Below are 24,553 nucleotides of genomic sequence, written 5' to 3'. Positions count from 1 at the left end.
GACGGAAGGAAATGGACCGAAACCCCCGCTTGATCATCACGGATACTCGGGACATTGCTTCGCAATGCCCTGCCGGGCAGCGGGATCCTACGACTTCGTCGAAAGCCGGACCCACGAGGGAAGGAAGTTCCGCATGCTCAACGTCGTCGACGAGTTCACCCGGGAGTGCCTGGCCATCGGGATCGACCGGAAGCTGAACTCGACCGCCGTGATCGACGCGTTGACCGATCTGTTCATCCTGCAGGGCGTGCCTGGTCACGTGCGCTCGGATAATCGGGCCGGAGTTCATCGCCAAGGCCGTTCGGGATTGGATCGCCGCGGTCGGAGCGAAAACGGCATTCATCGAGCCAGGCAGTCCTTGGGAAAACGGCTACTGCGAGAGTTTCAATTCGAAGCTACGCCCCTCTCGGCAGATTGCTCTGCAATCGCCTGCCGGGCAACGGACGAGCTGCTGAACGGGGAGATATTCTACTCCCTCGCCGAGGCGCGCGTCGTGATCGAGGCATGGCGCGTCCACTACAATACTGCGCGGCCTCATTCGTTGCTGGGCTATCGACCGCCCGCGCCGGAAGCCATCCACTGGCCGTCACGCAACGGCGGATCCTCCTCGCCCCAGGCAACGGCAATGGCGCCGAGTCCCGTCATGCACTAAGACTGAAACCGGACCACCCGATAGGGGCAGGCCAGTCGGGGTGGTCATTGGCGGCGCGGTCCTCGGTCTGACGGGCGGATCCTGGCCGAACGGAGGCATCCGGCGGCATTTGCGTACGTTGAAGGCCCCCTGAGTGATAATCATGTCCGTACCAGTCATGTGAGACGGCGGCGGCCCAACGGATGCAGGTCTGGCGGGACCCATGTTCCAACCGGCCGGGCCGTCCGCTGACCGATCCCCTTACGGGGCTCTGTTGCGCAAATCGTTTGACGGACGGACTTTCCCCCTTTCCCGTTTGACGTCAGCCGACGGGCTTCGTGACGGGGATGCCGGGCGCTGTGAAGCGGTTGAGGATGGCGATGCGGACTTGGAGCTCGGCGGTCTGACGGTCGAAGTCGCGGGACATGCGCCTTTGGCCGAGCAGTTTCGCTTCGCGGACCTTCGGTTCATGCAGTTCATCCTGGTCTCGACGCGGCTCCGTCGATGGGAGCCGGACCAGTTGCGCCAGAGCGTTCGGCCGAGGCGCTCGATGGCGCGCAGGGCCTCGTTCCTCGCTCCCGCCCCGGGGCTGCCCGTCTTCCAGGGCTTTGCGTTCCGGCGGGGCGGGATGATCGCTTCCGCTCCACGGTCTGTGATGGCGCCGCAGCAGGCGCGGCCATCGCAGGCGCCATCCACTGCCCGGCAGGGTCATGCGAAGCATGATCCCGAGAGGGGCGGTGACCGGGGCGACCGGCTCATCCGCGGGGATCTGCGACAGCGGGCCGGGCAGCATGGGCGCGTCGCCCACGCCGCTCCCGGTGATCTCGACCGCTCTGACGTCCATCGTCGCCTCGTCGATGGCGGGGTGCACCTTGCGCCAGACGCGCCGCCTGGCCCCGCCATGCTTGCGGGCATGCCATTCGCCTTTGCCTCGAACCTTGATGCCCGTGCTGTCCCATTGCCCGGCAGGGCATCACGAAGTGATGTCCCGAAAGGCGACGGGCAGGTGCAGCGGCCTGCCCGAGCCCCGATAGGGCAGTTGCACGGCCAGCGTCTTCTGACGACGGCACAGCGTCGAGGAGTCCGGCACCGGCCAGGCGAGGCCCGCCGGCTTCAGCAGGCTCGCCACGAAGCCGGTCGTCTGCCTGAGTGGCAGCCCGAAGAGGACCTTGAGCCCTCTCGGGACATCACTGCGTGATGCCCTGCCGGGCAGTGGTCAGGCACGCCTGGATCGCGGCGTCCGGGAAGGTCTGCCGACGGCCGCGCTTGCCCGAAGGCACTGCGTGCCACGCCGTGTCGGGATCGAACCAGACCGTGAGCGACCCGCGCTCACGCAGCGCGGCGTTGTCGCCGGTCCAGTTCAGGGTGCGGTAGCGGGTGGACGCAGGCCTGGACCTGCCGCCCGGCTATGCCGCTGGACCCGCAATGTGAATCCCGGGGCAGGCTTTGCGCAACAAGGTCGGCCATTATCCCTTAGTGGACACTATCGACAGGCAGACACCGCCGTCAGAACAGCGAGCCCGGACGGCTATCAGCGGGCCTTTTGGGCCACGATACAGGATGTTCACGGCCAAATCCTTCTTGCGGCGGCTCAGCGTGCTGAAATCAGGCACAGTCCAATTCAGGCCGACAAGACGGAACAGGCTCTCGACGAAGCCGGTCGTCTGTCGCAATGCCATGCCGAACAGCACCTTCATCGAGAGGCACGTTTGGATCACGGCATCACTAAAGGTCTGCTGTCGCCCGCGCTTGCCTGTCGACGTGGCTTCCCAGCTCATCTCGGGATCGAACCAGATCGTCAGTGACCCGCGGCGCTTCAGCGCCTCATTATAGGCTGGCCAGTCCATGGTCCTGTAGCTCGGACGTATCGGTCTTCTTATACACTACACTCCGGCTACCATGCTGGATACACGAGATGAATCCCTCATTAGATTTGTGCAACAGAGCCGTCATGGTCTCTCCATGCTTCTCAGCACCATACCAATCTCGCGCGGATCATCCACTTATAGTCCCTGTTCAGATTTCCTGAGCCACCTCTACAAAATCGTTAACAAAGTGTTAACATAGTTGACCGAAATGCCATAAGTATGACAAATTAGCGCTAAGGAACCAATTTTCGACGGGGATGTAAGCTTATAGCGCCATCGCTGCTGGTATGCTGGATGGTAATTTAAAATAAAGTGGTTCTGTCTCTTTTCTACCGAACGGAGCGCATAATGTGCGGATTGTAAAAGTTCGGGATGTCGATTTCAGTATCGTCAATTTCCGGATTTTTGTCGATTGAGGATTTCCATGGATTCGGATATTGAACTGCATTGTACGGCAGAGGGGGGGCTGACAACCGGCGAGGCCACCACCGGTGACGTCCGGGTCGTACCGGTGATAACTGTCCCTACCGACTTGGAACAGGTCTGTCGGGACTTCTATCGCACTCGCGGCAAGCGCATGCTGGACGTCGTCGGGGCCGCCGTCCTTTTGGTCGCCCTGCTTCCGCTGATGATCGTTTTGGGATGCCTGATCGCTCTAGACGGCGGTGTGCCGATCTACCGGCATACCAGGATCGGGCGCCACGGCCGGAGTTTCCGTTGCCTTAAGCTTCGGTCCATGCGGGTGAATGCCGATGCCCAGCTCGTCAAGCTGCTGAGGACCGATCCCCGGGCAGCGCGGTTATGGGCGCGCGACCAGAAACTCGAGAACGATCCGCGGGTCACGCCCATCGGGCTGTTCCTTCGCAAGACAAGCATGGACGAGCTGCCGCAGCTGGTGAACGTGCTCCGGGGGGAGATGAGCTTGGTGGGCCCGCGTCCCGTCACCGCCGAGGAACTCGACCGCTACGGCGCGCTAAAGGGGCTGTATTATTCCGTTCGGCCCGGCATGACGGGCGCTTGGCAAGTGCGGGGCCGCAACCGCATCGATTATGCGGACCGGGTGATGCTCGATGCCGCCTATGTCGACAATTTGTCGTTCTGGGACGATATCGGCATCTTACTCATGACGACGTTCGTCATGGTCAAGGCAGACGGTGCTTGAAATCCGGAACGGAAACGGAACTAGAAGAAATTGGTACTGATTTTTTGCAAGGATGCCACGAAACCTGTCGATGTAACTCTTCCGATCGTAATACCTTCCTCCTAGCGGTGACCGGACCCGATGCCGGCGGCGCCACCGGATCGGTGTAATCTTGAATTCGCTCCGTTCCGGTTACCTTGTATCTGTACCTGGAGGTTCCGAATGGAACTTGGCGTCGCGACGCATTTTTCCCAAGGATGGCCTCTGGAGATCGTCGAAGCGGCCCAGGAAATCGGCGTCGACAGCGTTCGCGATGCCCTGACTTGGCCCCGGATCGAACAACAGGTCGGCAGCTTCACGTTTTTGGGCCCGGAATCGACATATCCCGATCTGCTCGCTCTCGAGGGGATCGACCTGCAGTTAGTCTTCGCGCATACTAATTCGCTCTACGATCAGGGCTTCACTCCCCACACGCCCGAAGGGCGCGAGGCCTTCGCCAATTTCGTCGCTGAGGCGCTCCAGCGTCATCCCTTCGTGCGCATCATCGAGATCGGGAACGAGTATAATTCCCAGACCTTCGTCACCGGCCCCGTGGCGGCGGCCTACGAGGCGCGCGCAGAACATTACATCGATCTGCTGAAGGCCGTGGACGCGAAGGTCTCGGTCGAATTTCCTGACGTCACCATCCTTAGCGGTGCCGCGCATTCGATTCCGGTCGAGTTCCTGCAGGCGCAAGTACAGCTGGGAAGTCTCGAACATTCCGACGGAATCGCGCTTCACCCCTATACGTCGCCTCCAGAGAAGGTGGGGGTTCATCTCGACATGCTGCGCGCCGCTCTCGCTCCGGCGGATCCTCCGATCCACGCCACCGAGATCGGCGCGACCTTCGACAGCTTCGACGCGGCGGCGCCTTACCTGGTGAAAATGACGACGGCGCTTTCGGCCTCGGGCGCTGCGTCGGCCTTCTGGTACAGCCTGCGCGAACAGGACGCGCTGCCGCGCATGGAACTCCTGGCTAAGGACGGCGCGCCGAAGCCGGCCGCCGATGCCTTCGCTTTGGTCAAGGAGCGATTGCTGCCGATCGGCGATGCCGGGCGGCTCGTCTCGGACCCCTACACCTATCTCTATGCCTTCGGGCAAAGCGCGGTGGTCGCCTGGGGCGTGCCGCAGGACATCACGATCCGCGGCGAGGTCGAATGGCGCGACAGCCAAGGCCGGGATATTCCACCCCCGCAACGGCTCGATCCCGATGAACCGGTCATCGCCTTCTTCGACGATCCGGCCGATCTCGCCACAGCCGTGACGCTCGGGCCGCACGATCTGCTCGCCGACAGCTTTTACGATTTCGACCCGCGGCTCGATGCGGAGGGCCGGTCGGGAAACTGGACCTTCGAGGCGGTCAGATCGGACGGGACCGTTCTTCCGCTGACCGGAATGGGCGGGGGGGGCCGTCAGTCTGAGGCATGGCGACCCTATGTCGGCAGCCCCCTGCTGCGACCGCTGGGTGTCTCCGAAGATGTCGTGCGTCCCGTCGACTTCACAACGCCCGATCGTCCTGGACAGGCCTACCAGATAAGGGAAACCTTCGTGGCGCCGGACGCCGCGAAAGCAACTGTCTGCGGTGTCTGGGACGTGCGGCAGGACACGACCGACGGCGTGACCCTCACCCTGCATCTCGATGGCCGGACGATCCACGAAAGCGTGGTTACCGATGTCCTACATTTGCGCATCGACGAACTGGACCTGGGCCCGGGAAGCCGCCTCGAGATCCTGACCGGCCCGAATGCCGATCCCACAGGCGATCGCGTCCGGCGCCATGTCCGGATCGCCGGGCCGAGTCAGGCCGATGCGCTTTGCAGCACACTTCGAGAAACCGATGCCTTCTGAGGACGCAATGAGCACGTGATGGGCAGGATTTTGCTACCACCCCTGTCGATTTCACGACAAATGCACCTTTTTCGAGACCCGTCGACGACTTGAGAAACGCGTGAAGCGGTCTAGAATCCCAATCAACCTTGGAACGATCTCTTTCGTCGTCCTAAAATCACTATGGTATGCTGAGGGAGACCGGGTTTGGTCCAAGCATGTTAATCCGGATCGTTCTCGCCGTTCTGAGCGCGGCGGCATCCGCCCTTCTGATTCTGCGGCTCACCGGAGCGACGCGTCTGGCATGGTGGGTCGTGCTGATGCCCTGGATCGCGATGGGCCTCGTGATCCTGAAGGAAGTGGTCCAGATGCACCGTTCGGCGCAGAACGCTCCGCCGCCGGGACATCCGACCGATCCGTGACGCGCCGCCCGTCTGCCGCCCGACCGGCCTCTGCCGCCACGGAGGTTCCGGCGCGGTTTCTACTGATCACGCGCTGCGGCAGGGCAGGCCTGCATCGGAACTGGCTCAGCTGGACCGGCCCGGACCGACGGCCGTTCGATATCCTTCTGTCCTGTTACGACCCTCCCGAGCCGGATCTCGCCAGGCCGGGTGTAACGGTGGAATACCGGCCGGGCAGCAAGGTCGCCGGCTATGCCGGGATCCTCGCCGATCATGCCGACCGGATCGCCACCTATGCCCATGTCGCGCTCTTCGACGACGATATCGAGACCGACGCCCCGGCGATTGCGGCCCTTTTCGACATCGCCTCCCGGAACGGTTTCCGGATATGCCAGCCGTCGCTCACGCTGGACAGCAATTTCAGCTATGCGGCTTTCCTACAGAACCGGTATTTCGTACTTCGACACATTAATTTCATCGAGATGATGTGCCCGATATTTCGATCCGACGTCCTGCTGTCACTGCGCAGACTCTTCGAGATGGGCTTCGAGAGCGGCATCGATCTGGCTTGGTGCAGCCTCGGCTCGCCCGCCCCCACCGATCACGCAGTCATCGACGCCATCGCTGTCCGTCATACCCGTCGGGTCGCTGGCGAGGCTGCCCGAAACGGCTTCCATGGGGGACGGTCCTACGAGACCGACATCCAAGCGGTGCTGACGCGCTTCGATCTGCCGTGGTTTCCCTGTCGGCCCTTCGACGGAATTCGGCCTTCGGGCGCCGAGGTCTCGGGAAGAATGTGCCTGATTTTCGCCGCCTTCGCAGTCGTCCCGGCGATCTGGCGATGCCGGGACGATGACTGGCGAACGCGCCTGCGCGGCGTCGCGGTCCATTTCAAGCATCTCGCCACCGCACGGGGGCGGGCCGGATCGGTGTCCTGATCCTCCCCGGCAGCGGGATCACATCGGCACTTGCTTCGAGAAATGCCGGTATATCCGTGAATCGAAGCGGCACATGTCCCTGATGGCCTCGATCACTTCCGGCGCAGGATCGGTCCAAGGCTTGTGGCGGCCGACATTGCGGACCGGGAGCCGCATGCCATAGCCGAGTACGCGGCGAATTCCGGTGTCGAACGCGTCCTGATCCTCGAGGATCCCCACCACGTCGAACCCGCGTAGGTTGCAGATGGCGCGATCCACCGCGCCATCGATATCGCCCGGCCCTTCCCAAGGCAGTTCGCCGAAGAAATGGCAGAGCACGCGCGCCTCCACCGCGCCGCGTGGCGAAGCGGTGAAATCCTCCAGCGACATGTGCCGCAGCCCCTTATCGTAGCGGTGCATCGAGATGAACCGCTCTACCGGATCGCGTAGGATAGTGACAAACTTGTAGCTGTCCGAGTAGGCACTCACGAAATCGCCCGTTACCGGAAAATGACCCTGAATGAAATGCCTCCCGATTTCGGCGTGATAGATAGCGAGTGCGCGCTTGAAGGTCATCCATTCGTCCGGTCCGCGGTTACCCACCGGAGCGCGGCTAGCATGCTCGTCCAGACGGAAGAACGACAGCGGGTATCGCAACCTCAGAGTATGCGACAGCGACGTTCCCCCGGATTTCGGCACATGGACGAACATGACCCGTTGGCGGTACAGGCAATTTCGAACCGCACGCGCCGCCTTGCTCAAGCCGGTCAGGTTTACCGATCGTGCCAAGTATGACAGCATGAATGTACCTGTCCCCTAAAAGTCAAAATTCAGAGGTTTCTCTAAAACGAAACGTGTGCATGGAATTGCTGATTTGAATATTCCGCCCAGTGACGCATGCATGCTTGACCCATTGCAAGCCCAGAGTTACAATTTTGCCATAGTTTTGCAGACGCCTCGGAATTGAATTCATGCGGATTGCTGCACTCGCCTTGCGCCATAGGCGTCCCGGATTGTTGTTCACAAGAACGATGAATACCGGTGAGCACTTCATCCCGCTTCAGACCGCAGACGCGGCCGAGACTTCCGGGAGGAAATCGTTCCCCTATATCCACGACCCGCTGCCGGACCTTTGTGCCCCGTCCCGCACGAACAGCGCCGCCCATGGCGCATGAATACAGGCTCGATCTGCTTCGGCTCTTCGCGGCGCTTCTCGTCGTGGTCGGACATCTGGCGATCTTCGGACTGCACATACCAAGCTATGCCACGACCGGGGCCGACCGCGCCTTCGGCGGGCTGGCACCTGTCGGCTGGTTCGGCTGGATCGGTGTGGAAATCTTCTTCGTCATATCCGGCTATGTCATCGCCGCCAGTGCCGTCGGCAACGGCGCGGGACGTTTCCTGACGAAGCGCGCCGTCCGCGTCTTTCCGGCCCTCTGGATCTGCTCGTCCATCGCCCTTCTCGTCCGCTTGGCCTGGGGCGAGCCCCTGGGACCGACCTTCGCCAGCTTCCTGCGCTCGGTCGTCCTGTCCCCCCAGGGGCCCTATATCGACGGGGTAGTCTGGACCCTGGTGCTGGAGGCGGTGTTCTACGTCTTGGTCGCGGGCCTGATCTTCGGCCGTGATACCGCTTCGCAGAGATCGCGCGCCTTGGAACGGGGCGCCGTCGTGCTGGGATCGTTCAGCGCCGTCTTCCTGCTGGTCTGCTTGGCGGTGGAAACAGCGAATCCTGTCATCGGCGGCACACCCCTGTCGGAACTGCTGCGTCGGTTCCCCTTCAAGGTGGCCCTACTTTGGCACGGCGTGTTCTTCGCGCTCGGGATGCTGCTCCGGTCGATCCGCAGCAACGGCGCGACCCGAGGCAAGCTGGCGGCTTCCGTCTTCCTGGCGGGAATGTGCGCCATGGAGATCGCGCTGAAGAACGCGGGCGAGGCCGGAAGCGCCGCAATCCCGATCGCGATCTGGGCCTTGGCCGTGGGCGTCATAGTGTGGCCGGTAGCGACGGGGCGGCCGCGGCCGGTCGGATCCCGGAACCTGAACTGGATGCGGCAGCTCGGGCTGCTGACCTATCCGCTCTATCTCAACCACTTCACCCTCGGAATGTATCTGGTTCCGTTCCTAGCCCCCGTGATCGGTAACCGGCTGGTCCTCCTTGCGATGGTTTGCATGCTGATCCTGGGCTCGTCGATCCTCTTGGTCCTTCTTCCCGAGCAGCGCTTGCAGGATTGGGGCAGTCGCAATCTACTGAGGCGCAAGTCGCCCACCCTGCCCGTCCGGATTGGTTGAGGACGTCCGCTCATTTCCCGGCCGCTTACCGTCGCCGCACCCTGTCGAGCAGGACGTATGACGCGAGGGACCGGAGTTTCGCGTCCAGAACCAGCACGACGGCCGCATAGGCGAGGCTTCCAGCCGCAATCGACAGGATGATACGGCAGATGGCCCGCAGCGCCGGGTCCATCGCGTCGGGAAGGCGCGCCTCCAGCATGGTCGTGCCGCCGATCACGGTCAGTGCCATCGCCACGCAACCGGCGGCGGCCGGCATCAGGGAGCGCAGTATTGAGACCGGATCGAGGCCGATGACACGGCGCATGGCGATGCAGACGATCCCCGCGTCGACCATGGCCGTGACCACCTGGCCTCCCGCCGCCCAGCCCAGTCCGAACGGTGCCGTCACCACGAGCGCGCTGGCCGAAAGGGCTGCCGTCGCGAACCCGATCCGGGGGGCAAGAGCCAGCCGATCCGACAGCGCCAGGACCGCCATGAGCAGAGTGTTCGGCAGCAGGAAGAACTGTCGCGCCGCCAGCAGGACGATCAGGCCTCCGACCGGCCGCCAATCCGGCCCCAGCAGGACGAAGACCAGATCGCCCGCAATCAGGGACAGACCTGCGAAGGCCGCTGCACCGACTGTCAGGATGGCGATCATTAGCGACCGCGCCTGTTCGCGCATGCGAAGCGTATTGTCCCGGACAGCTCGGAGGCCGATCCAAGCCACGGGTTTCAGCGGCTCCGATATCAGTTCCGATACCGCGCCGGGAAATCGCGCCCCGGCGCGATAGAGTCCGGTTCCCAAGGGTCCCAAGAACAGGCCGATCAGAAGCGTCGATATGTTGCCTTGGGCGAAGCCCGCCATAGCCGTCAGCTGCGCCTGCGTCACGAAGCGCATCATCGGGCCCAAGCGGGCGCGGTCCGGCCAGTGGCCGAAGATGCAGACGCCGGACGTGCGGCAGATGGCCATCGCCATCCCTTCCTGGGCGATCCGCGCGATGCCCAAGGACAGAAGCCCCAGACCTAGGTTGAGAGATATCGTGATCGCCAAGACGAAGGTGGTTTCGGAAAAGACCTGCGCCCCGGCCACCCGCAGGGTGCGATCGGTGGAAAGCAGGCGGCTGACCTGCATCGCGTTCTTCGCCCGCAGCGGCATGAACAGACCGAGCAACGCACAGAGCGGGGCGATCCGTCCCTGGGCGCCGGTCAGGGCGTCGACGATCCCGCCGCCTACGGCCAGGATCGCCCCGCCAGCGAGCCCGGCCGCTAGGCTGACGGCGACCACCCCATCGCGCTCGGTTTCGTGGGTAAAGGCATATTCCCCCCATCCCATGCTGGCGGCAAGCAGCAGAAACGAACAGAACAAGAAGACCAAGGCATAGATGCCGAAATCCTCGGGGCCGAGGAACCGCGCCGCTACGACAAAGGCGGCGAACTGCGCCGCCATGGCCCAGATCCGCGCGAGTCCGAGGGCGCCGGCGGACCGGATCAGCGAGCGTCCGGTCGGACCGCCCGTCATCCGGGATGCCGGGCCTTCATCGCGGCATCGACGATGGCGGTGAATTCCCGCCGGAACCGGCACGCGCCGAATGTCCTCGCATGCCGGGCGATCGCCGCACGCGAGAACGTGCCGCCCTCGAATCTGACGATCGCGTCGCGCAGGGATGTCGCCGATTGCTCGGCGAACATGAGGCCCGTCTTTCCGTCCACCACGCTCTCGCGCAGGCCGCCGCGGTCATAGGCCAGGACAGGACAGCCGCAGGCCATCGCCTCGACCGGTACGATCCCGAAATCCTCCTCTCCGGGAAAGACCAGCGCCCGCGCGGTTCGGTAGAGTTCGACCAGGGCGGCGTTCGGCACCCGGCCGCGAAAGATGACGTTCGACGGCGCCGCGCGCTTCAGTTTCGCCAGGTCCGGACCGTCGCCAGCGATGACCAGTTTCCGGTCCAGCCCCCGAAAAGCGTCGATGGCCAGGTCGACGCGCTTGTAGCCCACCATCTCGGAGACCACGAGATAGGGCGCGTCTTCGGCTGGCGGGGCGCTCTCGTCGAAGTCGAACAGATCGAGATCGACCGAAGGATGGACAACCTCCGCGCCGCGCCCATAAGCGCGGCGGATGCGGCGGGCGGTGAAATGTGAATTGGCGACGAAGATGTCGACCCGCATCGCCGAGACCGCGTCCCAGATTCGCAGACGGTGTGCGACGCGGGAGAACACTGCCCGCAGCACCGGGTTCAAGCCGCTGCGGTAACGACGATAATGGTCGTAGATGTAACGCATGGGCGCGTGACAATAGCAGACATGCAGCGCATCGGGCGGCGCGATGACCCCCTTTACCGGGCCGGATTCCGAAGAGATGACGAGGTCGTATCCTGTAAGGTCGAATTCCTCCAGTGCGCGGGGCATTAACCATAGGTAATGGCGGAAGTACTTCCGGCCCAAGGGAAGCCGCGCGATGAAGCTCTCGCGCACCGGACGGCCGCGGATGAGATCCGAGACCATTTCTGGATCGTAGACATGAGTGAAGAGATCCGCGTCCGGATAGCACAGGATAAGCTGTTCGAGGACCTTCTCTCCACCCCGCATTCCGGTCAGCCAATGATGGACGATGGCCGTTTTCAACCCATGGCCTCCGAAAGTCTTTTTGGGCGAAACGGATTGCCCCGATAGACTGAAGCCGTGCGGCGTTCTGGGAGAATGGATCGGAACGGCCGAGACTATCTTCGTCTTTCGAGCCTGAGGCCCTTGGGCTATGCTGGCATTTAGGTTGCATCACGGCAAGCAGGCATTTTCGCGTCGCGTATTGTCTACCGCCCATTATGCCTTAGCGAGTTCATGACGATATTTCCGATAGGTGCGCTGGTCCTGACGATATGGGCCGTGATCGCGTGGCGCAGCGCGGACCGGGCCTTGGCCTTCAGTCTCGTGGTCGTGCCGTTCGGTATGCTGGCCGTCATGCGTCTGCCAATCGGGGGGCTGACTCCCCTAGCCAGCCACGCACTGGCGGCCCTGTCGATCGGTCTGCTCGCGGTGGGTCTGTCAATGCGCCGGAAGACGGGGTTGCAGGTCATACCGGCGGCAGGCCTGCCGCTGATCCTGCTCGCGGCCTATGCTGTCTTCGCGTCCCTGATACTAGTGCGCTATTTTGCCGGCAGCTTCCTGGTCTTCGCGCCCGGGCGCAATGCCGGCGGGGTCCTTCTCAGCAACGACTTCGCGGCGCGGCTGTCGCCTTTGTCCGCCGGCCCGTCGAACCTGTCGCAGACCGCGTATCTGCTGCTCAGCATCGCGTTCTTCTTCGCCGTATCCGACGTCATCCGCCGCCGCGGGCCCGATTTCCTGATCGCGGCCCTCAGAGCTGGAGCGATCCTCAACATCGCCCTCGGCAGTCTCGATCTGGTCGGCCTCGATGCGCTGATCCGGCCTTTCCGGACCGCGAACTACAATCTGCTCGACACCCATACGGTGGCGGGGTTCACCCGGATCGTCGGCGGCTTCGCCGAGGCGTCGGCCTTCGGCCCGGTCTCGGCGGTATTCGCCACCTTCTTCCTGGTGCAGGGGCATATCGCCGGCGGGCCCCGGGATCTGATCACGGGCGCGGGCAACGCCCTTTTCGCGGTACTGTCGCTGTCCTCCACGAGTTTTCTCTGCCTAGGCGTCCTCGCGCTCTTCTTGCTGATCCGGGCCCTCAGGCCCCTCGTGCTGGCAATCAACCAGCGCGATGCCTTCGCCCTGATCGCCGGTACGGCACTGGCCACGGCACTGATGACGACGACGCTCCTGAGCGACGTGCTGGGAGATCTGCCGGCGCGGGTTCTCGACAAGCTGTTCTTCTCCAAGGCCCAAAGCGCGTCGGGTCTCGAACGCGCCGCGATGGCCCGCTACGGCATCATCACGCTCTGGGAAACCAACGGGTTCGGGGCCGGCATTGGATCGGTGCGGGCGAACGGGTTCTTCTCGGCCCTGCTCGCCGCGACTGGCCTGCCGGGACTATTGCTGACCCTGTGGTTCGCCAAGGCGGCTTTCGTAGACGGCACGCCCGCTGCAATGACGGAACTCTACGCGCTGCGCCGGGCTTCCCAGGCCGCAGCGCTGGTATCGCTGGCCGCCGCGAGCGCGAGTTCGTTCAGCGTCGATCCGGGGCTCGTCGTCATGCTGTTCGCGGCGCTCTCGAATTTCGCGTGGACGCCCGATCCGTTGCCTAGATTCGGGATCGCGTGACCCGCTTCACAATTAACGGCCGGTTCCTTGCGGCACCGCAGACCGGGGTCCAGAGGGTTGCGGGTGAACTTCTGCGTGCGCTCGACGCCAGGCTGGCGGAACATGGGACGGATGGCGACGACTGGGCGCTTGCCTGTCCTGCCGGCGCGTCGACGCCCCATTTCGCTGCCATCCGCAGAATTGACCTTTCCGGACGGCCCGGTTTCTGGTGGGAGCAGGCAACGCTCTACCGCCACGGGCGCGGCTGCGTCCTCGTCAACCTCGCCAACAGCGCGCCGATACTGCATCGGGCCAATGTCGTGCTCTTCCACGACGCACAGGTCCGGGATGCGCCGAATTCCTACGGACCCGCCTTCCGGGCGTGGTACCGGATCATGCAACCCGGCGTCGCCCGCCATGCCCTGAAGGTGCTCACCGTCTCGGCCCATTCCGCCCGCCAACTGGCCCGGCACGGCCTTTCCGGCCCGGATGTGCCGGGGATCGTGCCAAACGGGGTCGACCACATCGACCGGGTCTGTCCGCATCCTCCGCGGATTCGGCCGCCGCCTTCCTTCCTGCTGGCGATCGGCTCGGATCGGGCCCACAAGAACATGGCCTTCCTAATCGATGTCCTGTCCGACCCGGCGCTGTCGGACATCACCCTGGTCCTCGTCGGTAACCCGCCATCGGGCGTGGTCGCGCCGCCCAACGTCGTAGCACTCGGCCGCGTCGACGACGGCGCCCTGCGTTGGCTCTATGAACGGGCCGAGTTGTTCGCGTTTCCGTCGCTGACGGAAGGGTTCGGCCTGCCCCCGGGCGAGGCGATGCGGTGCGGCTGTCCGGTCGTCGCGTCGACTGGCGGCGCCCTGTCCGAGCTCTATTCCGGCGCTGCGGTCCTGCTCGATCCGAGCGACAAGCTGGCATGGGTCGCGACGCTGCGCCACCTCGCCGACGATCCGGGCGCGCGTCGTGCCTTGGCCGCAAGGGGCCGGGCCCGCGCCGTCGCCATGACTTGGGACCGGGCGGCCGCGCACTTGCTCGACGCGGTGGCCGATCTCGTTTGAATCCGGACGGGAGCACTCATCTTTCGGAGGCAGGCCCCATAGTCAGGACGATGCCAGCGATGTTGACGCCCAGCTCCGAAAGGGCCACCACCCCCCGGCGGACAGCCTTGCGTTCGGTGCGCTTGGCCCGCACCAGATAGACGCAGGTGTCGACTGCCTGGCCGATCACATGAGCATCGGCCACTTCCAGCGTCGGCGGCGCATCGACGAGTACGATGTCGTAGCGCTCGCAAAGCTCCCGGATCAGCTCGCCGAAGGTTCGTGCCGACAGCATGTCCCTGTTCGCCCCGTTGGAGATCGCTTGGGCGCAGGGAAGGATGTCGAACCCGCGGGGATCGGTCTGGACCGCATCCTCGATTCGGCTGGAGGCCCGCAGAACCGACACGATATCCTGGTCGACCGGGCGGCCGAGATGACCGGCCAGGGATGGATTGCGCAGATCTGCATCGATGACGATGGTGGAACGTCCGGCCCAGCTGGACACCAGCGCCAGTCCCAATGCTGTGGTCGTCTTGCCCTCGCCACGGACGGACGAGGTGATCATGACGCTGTGCGGGGAATTTCCGTCGCGCTTGTAGAGCAGGCTGGTGCGGAGCTGCCGGAACCGCTCCGCCAGATCCGATGTCGATTCTGTCATCAGCCGGTCGAGGATCCGCCCCCCCCGCAGCCGGCGTCGCCACGGCAGCGACGCCAGGACCGGAATGCCAAGCATGGTTTCGACGTCGCCGGACGACTGGAACACATCGTACACGAGTTCGCGCAGGAACACCGCGCCGAGGCCGATCGTGCCGCCAATGAAGGCGCTCATCATCAGAATCAGTTTCGCGCGCGGAGAGATCGGGCTTTCGGGAATGTTCGCCAACGAGACGATGCGCACATCGGCACGGATCAGCGCCTCCTGCGCCCGGGTCTCGTAAAGCCGCATCAGCATGCTTTCATAGACGGTGCGGACGGCTTCGGCTTCACGCTCCAGCTGGTTGGTCTCGATCGACGCGTTGGAGATCGCCAGCACGCGCCGCTCGAAGGCCCGCAACCCCTCCTCCAGCGCCTGTTCCCGACCGCGCGCGACGTCTGTCTCGTTCGACACCGTGGCCCGGCGGGCAGAAACCTCGTCCAGAAGTCCGTCCTCGACGGCGGCGACTTCGGCACGGATCCGCTGGATCTCGGGGTGGTTGGCCCCGTATCGGATCTCGATCTGGCGCGCCGTCTGCTTCAGCGAGGCCAGTTCCGCTCGCAGGTTGATGGCTAAGGGAGTCGAGATGATCTCGGCCGCCGCCGACATTCCCTCCTCGGCCAGCATTTCGGTCAGCCGCGTGTATTCAGCCTCGGCCGCGACCCTCTGGGCACGGGCGTCAGAAAGTTCGCGGGAAAGCTCGACGATCTGCTGCGCCGCCACGTCGATGCCCCCCTGCCCCAAGGTGAGGTTGTCGGCCCGCTGCCTCAGGACCGCGGATTCGGCCCGCTCGACATCCTGCCTGAGATCGGCGATCCGCCCCTCGAGCCAGATCGTCGCCCGGCGCGTCGCCTCCAGCCGTTCGTCGTGTTGGCGCCCGATATAGGTCTGCACCAAGGTATTGGCCGTGCGGGCCGCAAGCTCCGGGTCGCGGGAGCGAAAGCCGATATTGATGACGTAGGAGATTCCCTCCTGGCGCACGATCAACTGCTGACGCACGGCGTTCATCAACTGACCCGGAGTGGGCCGGGCGGGGCTGTCGATTGTCGCCTCGGCCGAGTTTTCCCCACCGCCGCCGGTCATTGCCGCGCGGAGACGCTGAAATAGCCGCTTGTAGAGCGGTGGGCGCATCAGGTCCGCCGAGAACTCGTCGATCTCGGTGAAATTCATGGCGTCGATCACCTGGTTGAGCAGGTCGGTCGACTGCAACATGGAGATCTCGCTGGCAACCGCGGCGTCGTTGACGGTGATGTTGGCGACGACCTGCTCGACCGTCAGTACGCGCCCTTCCCGGGTGTCGAGCATGATCTGCGCATTGGCGGCATAGATGCGGGGAATCTGGCTCTGGACCAAGTATCCCAGAACGCTCGCTACCAAGGTGAAGGCTGCGATCGCGTACTTTCCCCGCCATATGACGCGCAGGATATCCGCGAAATCAACGAGGCCCGGCGCGGCGCCGAGCTTGGACTCGGCCCCGGGAGCCGGCGCCTCCGGCAGGCTGTAAAGGCGCGGCGGGCGCGGCATGTTCATCCGCCCGCCACCGACATGGGGGCCGGTCGGCGAGGCGATCCGGGAAGGGGGAGCTGACGCATCAAGGCGTCACCCGGCCAGCACGGCGAATTCGGGGGCGAGGCCCAGCCCGGCGACCTGCGCTTCGATCTCCGCTGCGTAGAGACCGTTGGAGACGATTACCAGGGCGGGCTGGATTTCGGTCAAGGCCTCGGGCGGCACGACCGGAATGGCGGCGCCGGGGGCGACCAGCCCGTGCTTGCGGTCGTTCACATCGATCATGGCGCAGATTGCGCCCGCTTCGGCGCCCATAACATTGACGAACGTGATCCCCTTGGATCCGCTGCCCCATACGACTACCGGTCCGTCGATCCCTCCCAATCGTGCGCGCCACGCCGCGATGCCGTCCTCGCTTGCCCGGTGGAAATCCTTTACCGCCTCCAGAGCGGCGACGGTATCCGCGGACCTGAAAACAGGATCGGGCGCGGCCGGGTGGGCCTCGGCCATCAGGAACTGGCGACCGTATCCAGGGATGACGTCGATGGGCTCGAACCCCGTCCGCCGCAACAGCGTCTCCATCGTAGAGCGCGTCCAGTAAGTGATGTGCTCATAGATGACGTCCCAAGGCGAAACGACGTCGAACAGCCATTCTGCGTTCGGCACCTCAATATAGATCGGAACCGGCCGATTCCCGATGGCTCGGCGAATGTTGCCGAGGAGCGTCGCGGGGTCGTCCAAATGCTCGACCACGTGGCGGCACATCACCATGTCGAACGACCGGTCGAGTTGCTCGGGATGGAAATATTCCGCCACGATCCGCACCCCGTCGCGCCGAGTAAACTCGGATGGTTGGTCGGCCATGCTCGGGTCGAACCCAATGGCGCTGGCGGCCCCTTGTCGGACCATCTGGTCCAGCATGTAGCCGTCGCCGCAGCCGATCTCGACGATGTCGGCGCCCTTGAGCTCGTGACGGGCGGTCAGGCCCGCGGCCAAGGTCTCGGCGAAGCTCCGGAAGCGGGGCGAGAAATGCAGGGCGTTCTCGTAACCAGGCGCGTAGACCATTTTTTGCGGATCGTAGCGGCGGTTCCAGACCAGCGCGCAGGTCCGGCATGCGACAAGTTCGATCGTCGCCCGTGGCGCCGTCCGCGCCGCGTCGGCGTCGGGCCAGAGCTGGTTGCAGATCACCGGCATGTCGTCCAGCGTGATGACCGGTTCCGCGCTGCCCGCGCCGCAGAGAGGGCAGAAAGCCAGCTCGGTCATACCGCCACCAGCTCGCAATCGAGGCCCAGTTCAGCGATCCGGGCCGCAATCTCGTTCCGATAGACCGGGTTCATTGCGATCACCGTATCGGGCGGGGCCTGCAACAGTTCGTCGGGGGCGCTGACCCTGTGGCCGGTTCCGGGCAGATACTTGCCCTGTTTGTAGGGATTGATGTCCACGACCTGTGCGATCGCGCCGGCAATGTCGGTGCTGGTCAGGAACGAAACCCCTTTGGAGCCGCCCCCCCAGATGGCGATGCGCCGGCCGTCTGCATGCCTCTGGCGGACGAAATCGCTCCAGTGGTGCCGGACCCTTGCCACCTTTCCGGGGAAGGAAGCAGCCAGTGCGCGCAGCCTCTCGAGATCGTCCTGCCCGGCAGGCACGCTGCCGCTGTCCTTCCCGTGCGAGCTGTATTGCAGGATGTACTGGCCGTCATAGGCGAGACGGGCATGATCCACGGCCATCCCCTGGCGGCGGAACAGCCGAGCATGGCTGCCCAGGGTGAAATACGAGCAATGCTCGTAATAGATGTCCCAGAAGGCACCCTCCTCAAGCACGCGTTCCACATTAGGCGTCTCGAAGAAGCTTACGGAACCGGGCTTGCGCGCCGCGAAGGCCCCGACATCGCCAACGAACCGGCCGACATCAGGCACATGTTCCAAGGTATGGCGGCAGACGACGAAATCGGGCGCCATATCGAGCGCGGCGGGGTCGAAATATTCGCGGCGGAACGCGATTGCGTGGTCATCGGCGGCAACGAACCGATCCAACAGGAAGCCCGGATCGATCCCCAGTCCCGCGGTTCCGGTGACGCTTACCAGTTCATGCAGAAAATCGCCCTTGCCGCAACCGATCTCGACCGTGGTCTTGCCCGCAAGGTCGTGACGCGTGGCGATCTCGTCCACAAGCGACCGGGCGAAGGCGTTAAACGTTCCCGAGAAATGCTGACTCTCCTCGGTCGCCGAGGCATAATCGACCAGGCTTCCGTCGAAGCGCGGGTTGAACACGAAGCCGCAAGCGTCGCAAAAGACCAGCGACAGGGGCGCGCGGGGAAAGTCCCGGGCCGCCGCCTCGGTGTCGAGCAGAATACAGCTCTGCACCGGGATAGCGTCAAGCGCGTAGATCTCGGCGAGGCGCGTCCCGTTGCAGGCAGGACAGGAAGCGACGGCCATCACGCCGAAACGACTTCGAGCTCGGGGATCGGCACCAGGAACTTGCCGCCGGATTGCAGGAACGCCTGCTGCTGGCGGACGATCTCGTCGCGCAGGTTCCAAGGCAGGATCACGACATAGTCAGGACGGTCGTCCATGAGCGTTTCCGGGTCCAGGATCGGAACGCGGACCCGGGGCATGAACTTGCCCTGCTTGTGGATGTTGCGGTCGACTGCATATTCGACCACCTGCCGGTTAAGGTCGAGATAGTTCAGCATGATCGTACCTTTGGCCGCGGCGCCATAGGCCGCAATCCGGTTGCCGTCGGATTTGAGCTGGGACAGCATCTCGCGCGCGCGGCTGCGGAACATCCGCACTCTCTCGCCGAAGCTGGCGTAGTATTCATGGGAGTTCAGGCCCACCCGCTCCTCCTCGGCCAGGATGTCCCGCACTGCCTCCGAGGGATTTTCAGTCTTGCCGAAACTCAGTCTTAGCGAGCCGCCATGGATCGGCAGCCGCCGCACCTCGTTGAGATGCAAGCCGTGGCGTGCGAAGAGCGCTCGGGCGGATCCAACCGAAAAGTAGCACAGATGCTCGTGATAGATCGTGTCGAACTCCATCCGTTCGATGAGATCGCGGATATAGGGGAATTCGGCCACCAAGATGCCGTCCTCGGCCAGCAGATCGGCCATGCCGCGGACCAGGTCGTTCTGATCGGCCACGTGGGCAACGACGTTGTTGGCGATAATGACATCCGCCCGCCGGCCTTCGGCGCGCAGCGCACGCGCAACCCGGGTGCCAAAGAAGTCCACGATCGTCTCGATACCCGCATCGATCGCCGCCCGCGCCGGCCGCGGCGCGGGATCGATCCCCAAGACGCCGATGCCGGCCGCCTTGAAGTTTCGCAGCATGTAGCCGTCGTTCGACGCGATCTCGATGACCAGGTCGCGCGCCCCCAGCGACCGGCTCTCGATGAGATCCTGCGCGTGCCGCTCGGAATGGACCAGCAAATCCTCCGAAAAGGATGAGAAGTAGAGATAATCGTCGCCGAACATCTCCTCGGGCGGGCGGGTCTCCAAAAGCTGCACCAAACTGCATTCCGGGCACCACCCCATCCGCAGTGGCGCCAGTTGGTCGTCCTCGGCGAGTTGCGCGGCATCGAGCAGGCCGTCCGAACGCGGCATCATTCCCAGATCGAGGATCGGCCGCAATCCAGCATGATCGCAGGAGATGCAGCGGACCAAGCCTGCGTCGCGCTCGAACGCCGCGCCGTCGTACATCGCCGCCCGGAGCGGCGGGACGCGCCGCGCCAGCGTAGCGTCGATCACCCCGTCCGCGATCAGCTTCTTGATGTGACCGATCCGCTGGTAGCGGGGGCCCTCGAACTCTTCCAGCGTCAGCTCCTGCGCCCGGTAAGCCTCGAGAAGCGACCGCGCCCCGCGTCGCGCGTCCCATTGTGGCACGAATCCCGGCAGCACGCGCCGGATCTTCTCGCAATTCACTCGATAGGACCGCTTGTCGGGGCCGGCATCCTCGGCGAAGCTGATCTCGCAATCGGGCACGGTCTCGGCGACGATCCGGGCCAAGTCCTGGACCTGATAATTGTGCTCGGTGCAGCCGACGTTGAAGGCTTGGTCGCAGACCGCCTCGGCCGGGGCCTCCATGGCGGCGAGGAAGGCGCGCGAGATGTCCTCGATATGGGTGATCGGCCGCCAAGGAGTGCCGTCGGATTTGATATGAACCTGTCCCGTGGTCACCGCCCAGGCAACGAGGTTGTTCAGTACCAAGTCGAACCGGATTCGCGGGCTGACCCCATAGGCCGTGGCGGGCCGCAAATAAACCGGGCAAAATCCGTCCCCGGCGAGCTCGGCCAGCCCCCGCTCGGAACGGACCTTGCTGACCCCGTAGGGCGTCAGCGGGTTCAGCGCCTCGGTCTCGTCGATGAAGTCCGGGCCGCTCATGCCGTAATTGGAACAGGACGAGGCATAGACGAACCGCTCCACGCCGACGGCCTTGGCCAGGCGCGCAAGGCGCATCGTGCCGTCACAATTGATCGAATAGGTAATTTCTGGACGGAAATCGCCCAGGGGGTCGTTCGACAGGGCCGCCAGGTGCAGGATCGCGTCGAAGCCCATTAGGTCGGACGCTTCGACGTCACGGATATCCCTCAGGATGGTCGGCACAACCGGCATGTCACCCCCCGGCGCGAAGGAGCAACGCTCGTAGAGATCCGTGTCGAGCCCGACGACCTCGTGTCCTGCTACGCTCAAGATGGGGGTGAGGACGGTCCCGATATAGCCGCGATGTCCTGTTACCAATACCCGCATTATCAACGCTCCCACTTGGCCCAAGGCCTGTCGCCCGAGTCCCAGATTTTCTGCAGGGTGTGCTTATCGCGCAGCGTGTCCATCGCCGCCCAGAAGCCATGATGGCGATAGGCCATGAGCTCGCCGTCGCGTGCTAGGTTCTCGAGCGGGGCATGCTCGAACATGACCATGTCGCCGTCGATGTAATCCATCACCTGAGGCTCTAGTACGAAGAAGGCGCCGTTGATCCATCCTTCGGCGGTCTGCGGCTTCTCCTCGAACGCCGCGACCCTGTCGCCGTCGAACCGCATGTGGCCGTAGCGGGCCTGCGGCCGGACCGCCGTGATCGTGGCGAGTCGTCCGTGCGCGCGGTGAAAGGCAATGAGCGCGTCGAGATTGATATCGGAGACGCCGTCGCCCCATGTGAGCATGAAAGTCTCGTCGCCGAGATAGGGCTTGAGGCGACGCACCCGCCCCCCGGTCAGCGTCTCGCCCCCCGTCTCGATCAGCTCAACGCACCAAGGCGCATGAGGCGTATCGTGACGCTCGATCCCGGCTGCCTCGCCCAGCCTGACGGTCAGGTTACCCGACAGGGTGCCGTAATCCGCGAAGTACCGCTTGATGTCGTGACCCCGGTAGCCGAGCGCGACGGCGAAGTCGTTGAAGCCGTAATGGGAATACAGCATCATGATATGCCACAATATTGGCTTGCCGCCGATCTCTACCATCGGCTTGGGCCGGACGGAGGTTTCCTCGGCGAGACGGGTGCCTTTGCCCCCTGCTAGAATGGCGACCTTCACTACGACATGCTCCTCTTTAATCGACCACGCATCGGCGCGGCCCGTCACGGTTGCTTCGCGGACGACCCGCCGCCCGGGCCGCGTGTCAAATCTCCTTATTGGCCTTTGCTTCGAAGAGGACGCGCTTCAGGCTCTCGTTGCGCAGGACAGCGTCGCGCAAGGCCTCGCTGCGTTCAGGGGCGACGTATCTGGCGATGTCGAGTGCGTAACGGGCCATCTGGCGCCGGGTGAAGGCGGAGCGCGCCACCCCGCCGAGTGCTGCGGAAGGACGGACGAGCTCGCCGTGGCGGAGCGCGATCTCGATCAAGTGCGCAAGGAAGTTGATGTGCTCCAGGGAATGCCGGCGCCGGGTCCTGCCGTTCATCCAACTCGCCCGGTCGCCCTTGCCCTGACGGTTCACCGACCGGGTCTGATGCTCGCGATTGTAATAGACGGCATCCGCCGGCGCCTGCGCGACCTTGCCCAGAAGCGCCGCCTCGGCGATCAGCGCCCTGTCGGATCCGTAATAGGGACGCAGCAGGCAGGATCGGCGCAGGATGTCGGTCCGGAACATGCCGAAGATCGGAAAGCACGATCCTGCGGTCTCGATGGCCTTGCGGAACCGGGCGACCGGGTCGTCCTGCAGCAGCGGCGGCATGAAGAGATCCGCGGCCCAATCGATCTCGTCCCCCGAAGTGTCGATACATTTCGTCGGCCCGAAGACCAGCGAGACGTCTTTGCAGGCGTCGAGCATCTCGACGCAGCGCTCGACGAAGCTGGGGCCGAGCAGATCGTCATGGGCGTGCCACTTGAAGTACCGGCCGGTTCCTAGGGCAAAAGCTCGGTTAAAATTGGGAGCCGCGCCAATGTTCTCGGTGAATCTGTGATATTTGACACGCTTGTCGCCGCAGGCGAACCGACGGCAAATACGCTCCGTCCCATCGGTGGAACCGTTGTCAGATATGACGACTTCCAATGCCCTGAAACTCTGCTCGAGTACCGAGGAAACCGCCTGTTCGATAAAATTCTCCCCGTTAAGGACGGGTATCGCAATAGTTACGTACGGATTCATGGAAGCGACTCCAGGAACAATCGGCGCGAAGATTCATATGATCGACTTTGACTTCTATGATCCCGACACTATAGCACTTGAAAATCTAGACAATACGCTAGATGTGCAGGTCCTGCATTTGGTGGATCGGGTCGAGGATGAATCTATCCGGCTCTGACGTCCAGGTCTTGCAGATGTATTCATAGGGCGTGAGGCCGCCGAGGGTCTTGAGCCGACGTGCGAAGTTAGTTGTAGCCGTCCATGAAGTCCCCGAGGTGGGTACGCGGCTGATCGTGGCTGTCGTAGTGGAAATGTTTGACATTCAGCCATCGCGGATCCCCCCGATCGGCTTCGAGCCTCACTTGGGCTTTGTTGCAAGGAACGATTTAGAGCGACGGACCATTATTCTGACGCATAGCCTGCACGGCAGAGGTAGTTGCGGCATTCGTCGGGGCTGAACATGTCGCAGACGTCTCCGAGGGCGGTAATGAGGTCGTTGAAGGTCCGCGCGCCGATGCGGCGCAGGTGGGCCTTGAGCTTGGCGAAGGCCACCTCGATCGGGCGAGTAGGCGGGCAGGAAGAGGAGCCAGCATTCCGCCCGGCACAGGGCGTCCGCTGCGGCGGACACCTTGTGAGTTGAGAGGTTGTCCAGGATGACGGCGGTCCCCGGTTCGAGGACCGGGACGAGCTGCGTCTCGACCCGGGTCGTGAAGGCGGGACCGTCCATGGCGCCCTCGATCACCCGGGGCGCGATTAGGGCGTCGAAGGTGAGGCCCGCAACGAAAGCCTGCGTCTTCCAGTGTCTGAAGGGGGCGTCGGCGCGGGCGTTTCCCTCGTGGCGCTCGCCCGCGCAGGCGGGTCATGTCGGTCTTCACCGAGGTCTCATCCACGAACACGAGCCGACAAGGCTCCCGGCGCATCCGGGGCAACCTGCGCCGCACCCGGTCCCGCCGGGCCTGGCGGATCGCGGGACGGCAGGTCTCCGTGGCGATCAGCGACTTTTGTAACCCGCCAACCCCAGCGGCGCAGGGCGCGGCTCAGCAAGGCGGGCGTGGCCTGCACGCCCATCGCATCCTCCAGTGCGCCCGCCAGTTCCGGCATGGTGATGTCGCCGTCGCTCCGGGTAACCTCCAAAAGGAACGCCCGGTTCGCACCCGGCTTGCCGCCGCCCGGGCATCGCCCACGGCGCCCGGGCGCAAGAGCCTCGCCCGCCCGAACCCGGCGGGCGAGCCGCATCCTCGCAGCCGGCGAGATCAGAAGCCGCGCCGCCGCTCCCCGCGCGGCCATCCCCCCCTCGATCAGCCGGGCAAACCGCCAGCGCACATTGATAACGATACACCCATCAGCCAACCCTCCCGGCTCAGGTGAATCGCGCATCGGTTCCATTCGCCAGAACCGTGAACTGATGTGGTGGATGCCCCCGCCCCTGGAGCCGGCCGGCGTCGAGTATGTCAGGACGGTTCTATAGAACCAT

Annotated in this window: 16 protein-coding genes and 5 pseudogenes; 8 read left to right on the top strand and 13 right to left on the bottom strand. The window is 64.0% G+C overall.

Annotated elements, in window-relative coordinates:
- Positions 1 to 85 precede the first annotated feature (85 nt).
- Positions 86 to 652, top strand: a pseudogene (locus Q1B08_RS18820) (integrase core domain-containing protein); the annotation flags it as partial.
- Positions 653 to 953: 301 nt separating this feature from the next.
- Here Q1B08_RS18820 and Q1B08_RS18815 read toward each other — a convergent pair.
- Both Q1B08_RS18815 and Q1B08_RS18810 read right to left on the bottom strand, forming a co-directional pair.
- Positions 954 to 1,995 (bottom strand): annotated as a pseudogene (locus Q1B08_RS18815) (IS5 family transposase).
- Positions 1,996 to 2,163: 168 nt separating this feature from the next.
- Positions 2,164 to 2,511, bottom strand: a pseudogene (locus tag Q1B08_RS18810) (transposase); the annotation flags it as partial.
- A gap of 412 nt (positions 2,512 to 2,923) precedes the next feature.
- On the opposite strand from Q1B08_RS18810, the gene Q1B08_RS18805 reads away from it, so the two are divergent.
- From Q1B08_RS18805 to Q1B08_RS18790, 4 genes are all read left to right on the top strand, one after another.
- A complete protein-coding gene (locus Q1B08_RS18805; protein WP_299822222.1) occupies positions 2,924 to 3,661 on the top strand; it encodes a sugar transferase in 738 nt (245 codons plus the stop codon).
- A gap of 201 nt (positions 3,662 to 3,862) precedes the next feature.
- Positions 3,863 to 5,527, top strand: a complete 1,665-nt coding sequence (locus Q1B08_RS18800; protein WP_299822220.1) for a hypothetical protein — start codon at positions 3,863 to 3,865, stop codon at positions 5,525 to 5,527.
- A gap of 197 nt (positions 5,528 to 5,724) precedes the next feature.
- Positions 5,725 to 5,928, top strand: coding sequence for a hypothetical protein (locus Q1B08_RS18795; protein WP_299822218.1), 204 nt, complete (start codon positions 5,725 to 5,727; stop codon positions 5,926 to 5,928).
- Between the two features lie 197 nt (positions 5,929 to 6,125).
- A complete protein-coding gene (locus tag Q1B08_RS18790) occupies positions 6,126 to 6,845 on the top strand; it encodes a hypothetical protein (RefSeq protein WP_299822216.1) in 720 nt (239 codons plus the stop codon).
- An 18-nt stretch (positions 6,846 to 6,863) separates the two neighbouring features.
- On the opposite strand, the gene Q1B08_RS18785 is transcribed toward Q1B08_RS18790, so the two are convergent.
- On the bottom strand, positions 6,864 to 7,625 hold the full coding sequence (locus Q1B08_RS18785) for a sulfotransferase family 2 domain-containing protein (protein WP_299822214.1): 762 nt from the start codon (positions 7,623 to 7,625) through the stop codon (positions 6,864 to 6,866).
- 363 nt (positions 7,626 to 7,988) lie between these two features.
- Between Q1B08_RS18785 and Q1B08_RS18780 the strand changes: the two genes are divergently transcribed.
- Complete coding sequence (locus tag Q1B08_RS18780) at positions 7,989 to 9,110, top strand: acyltransferase (protein WP_299822212.1); 1,122 nt, start codon at positions 7,989 to 7,991, stop codon at positions 9,108 to 9,110.
- A 25-nt stretch (positions 9,111 to 9,135) separates the two neighbouring features.
- Here Q1B08_RS18780 and Q1B08_RS18775 read toward each other — a convergent pair whose 3' ends face one another.
- Both Q1B08_RS18775 and Q1B08_RS18770 read right to left on the bottom strand, forming a co-directional pair.
- Positions 9,136 to 10,608 carry an oligosaccharide flippase family protein gene (locus Q1B08_RS18775; RefSeq protein WP_299822210.1) on the bottom strand — a complete coding sequence of 491 codons (1,473 nt, stop codon included), beginning with the start codon at positions 10,606 to 10,608 and terminating at the stop codon, positions 9,136 to 9,138.
- Positions 10,605 to 11,711 (bottom strand): glycosyltransferase, encoded by a 1,107-nt coding sequence (locus tag Q1B08_RS18770; protein WP_299822208.1) that lies wholly within the window; start codon positions 11,709 to 11,711, stop codon positions 10,605 to 10,607. Before Q1B08_RS18770 ends, Q1B08_RS18775 begins: the two co-directional genes overlap by 4 nt.
- Before the next feature lie 213 nt (positions 11,712 to 11,924).
- Here Q1B08_RS18770 and Q1B08_RS18765 point away from each other — a divergent pair, with 213 nt between their 5' ends.
- Both Q1B08_RS18765 and Q1B08_RS18760 read left to right on the top strand, forming a co-directional pair.
- Positions 11,925 to 13,307 (top strand): hypothetical protein, encoded by a 1,383-nt coding sequence (locus tag Q1B08_RS18765; protein ID WP_299822206.1) that lies wholly within the window; start codon positions 11,925 to 11,927, stop codon positions 13,305 to 13,307.
- The gene (locus tag Q1B08_RS18760) at positions 13,304 to 14,350 is read left to right on the top strand and encodes a glycosyltransferase family 1 protein (protein ID WP_299822204.1); all 1,047 of its coding nucleotides are present in this window, start codon (positions 13,304 to 13,306) and stop codon (positions 14,348 to 14,350) included. The genes Q1B08_RS18765 and Q1B08_RS18760 overlap by 4 nt, the downstream gene beginning before the upstream one ends.
- Positions 14,351 to 14,366: 16 nt before the next feature.
- Here Q1B08_RS18760 and Q1B08_RS18755 read toward each other — a convergent pair whose 3' ends face one another.
- From Q1B08_RS18755 to Q1B08_RS18720, 8 genes and pseudogenes are all read right to left on the bottom strand, one after another.
- Complete coding sequence (locus tag Q1B08_RS18755) at positions 14,367 to 16,553, bottom strand: polysaccharide biosynthesis tyrosine autokinase (RefSeq protein WP_299822202.1); 2,187 nt, start codon at positions 16,551 to 16,553, stop codon at positions 14,367 to 14,369.
- A gap of 69 nt (positions 16,554 to 16,622) precedes the next feature.
- The gene (locus Q1B08_RS18750) at positions 16,623 to 17,792 is read right to left on the bottom strand and encodes a class I SAM-dependent methyltransferase (protein ID WP_299822200.1); all 1,170 of its coding nucleotides are present in this window, start codon (positions 17,790 to 17,792) and stop codon (positions 16,623 to 16,625) included.
- Positions 17,789 to 18,964 (bottom strand): class I SAM-dependent methyltransferase, encoded by a 1,176-nt coding sequence (locus Q1B08_RS18745; RefSeq protein ID WP_299822198.1) that lies wholly within the window; start codon positions 18,962 to 18,964, stop codon positions 17,789 to 17,791. Before Q1B08_RS18745 ends, Q1B08_RS18750 begins: the two co-directional genes overlap by 4 nt.
- Positions 18,964 to 21,270, bottom strand: coding sequence for an NAD-dependent epimerase/dehydratase family protein (locus Q1B08_RS18740; protein ID WP_299822196.1), 2,307 nt, complete (start codon positions 21,268 to 21,270; stop codon positions 18,964 to 18,966). Before Q1B08_RS18740 ends, Q1B08_RS18745 begins: the two co-directional genes overlap by 1 nt.
- 2 nt (positions 21,271 to 21,272) lie before the next feature.
- On the bottom strand, positions 21,273 to 22,049 hold the full coding sequence (gene rfbF / locus Q1B08_RS18735) for a glucose-1-phosphate cytidylyltransferase (RefSeq protein ID WP_299822194.1): 777 nt from the start codon (positions 22,047 to 22,049) through the stop codon (positions 21,273 to 21,275).
- Between the two features lie 85 nt (positions 22,050 to 22,134).
- The gene (locus Q1B08_RS18730; protein WP_299822192.1) at positions 22,135 to 23,100 is read right to left on the bottom strand and encodes a glycosyltransferase family 2 protein; all 966 of its coding nucleotides are present in this window, start codon (positions 23,098 to 23,100) and stop codon (positions 22,135 to 22,137) included.
- Positions 23,101 to 23,197: 97 nt separating this feature from the next.
- Positions 23,198 to 23,399, bottom strand: a pseudogene (locus Q1B08_RS18725) (IS481 family transposase); the annotation flags it as partial.
- Between the two features lie 82 nt (positions 23,400 to 23,481).
- Positions 23,482 to 24,456 (bottom strand): annotated as a pseudogene (locus Q1B08_RS18720) (IS630 family transposase).
- Between the last annotated feature and the right edge of the window lie 97 nt (positions 24,457 to 24,553).

It is taken from the genome of uncultured Jannaschia sp. (assembly GCF_947494025.1).
Lineage (GTDB): Bacteria > Pseudomonadota > Alphaproteobacteria > Rhodobacterales > Rhodobacteraceae > Jannaschia.
Note: the sequence above shows the minus strand (reverse complement) of the source record. Positions and strands in the feature narration are given on the sequence as shown.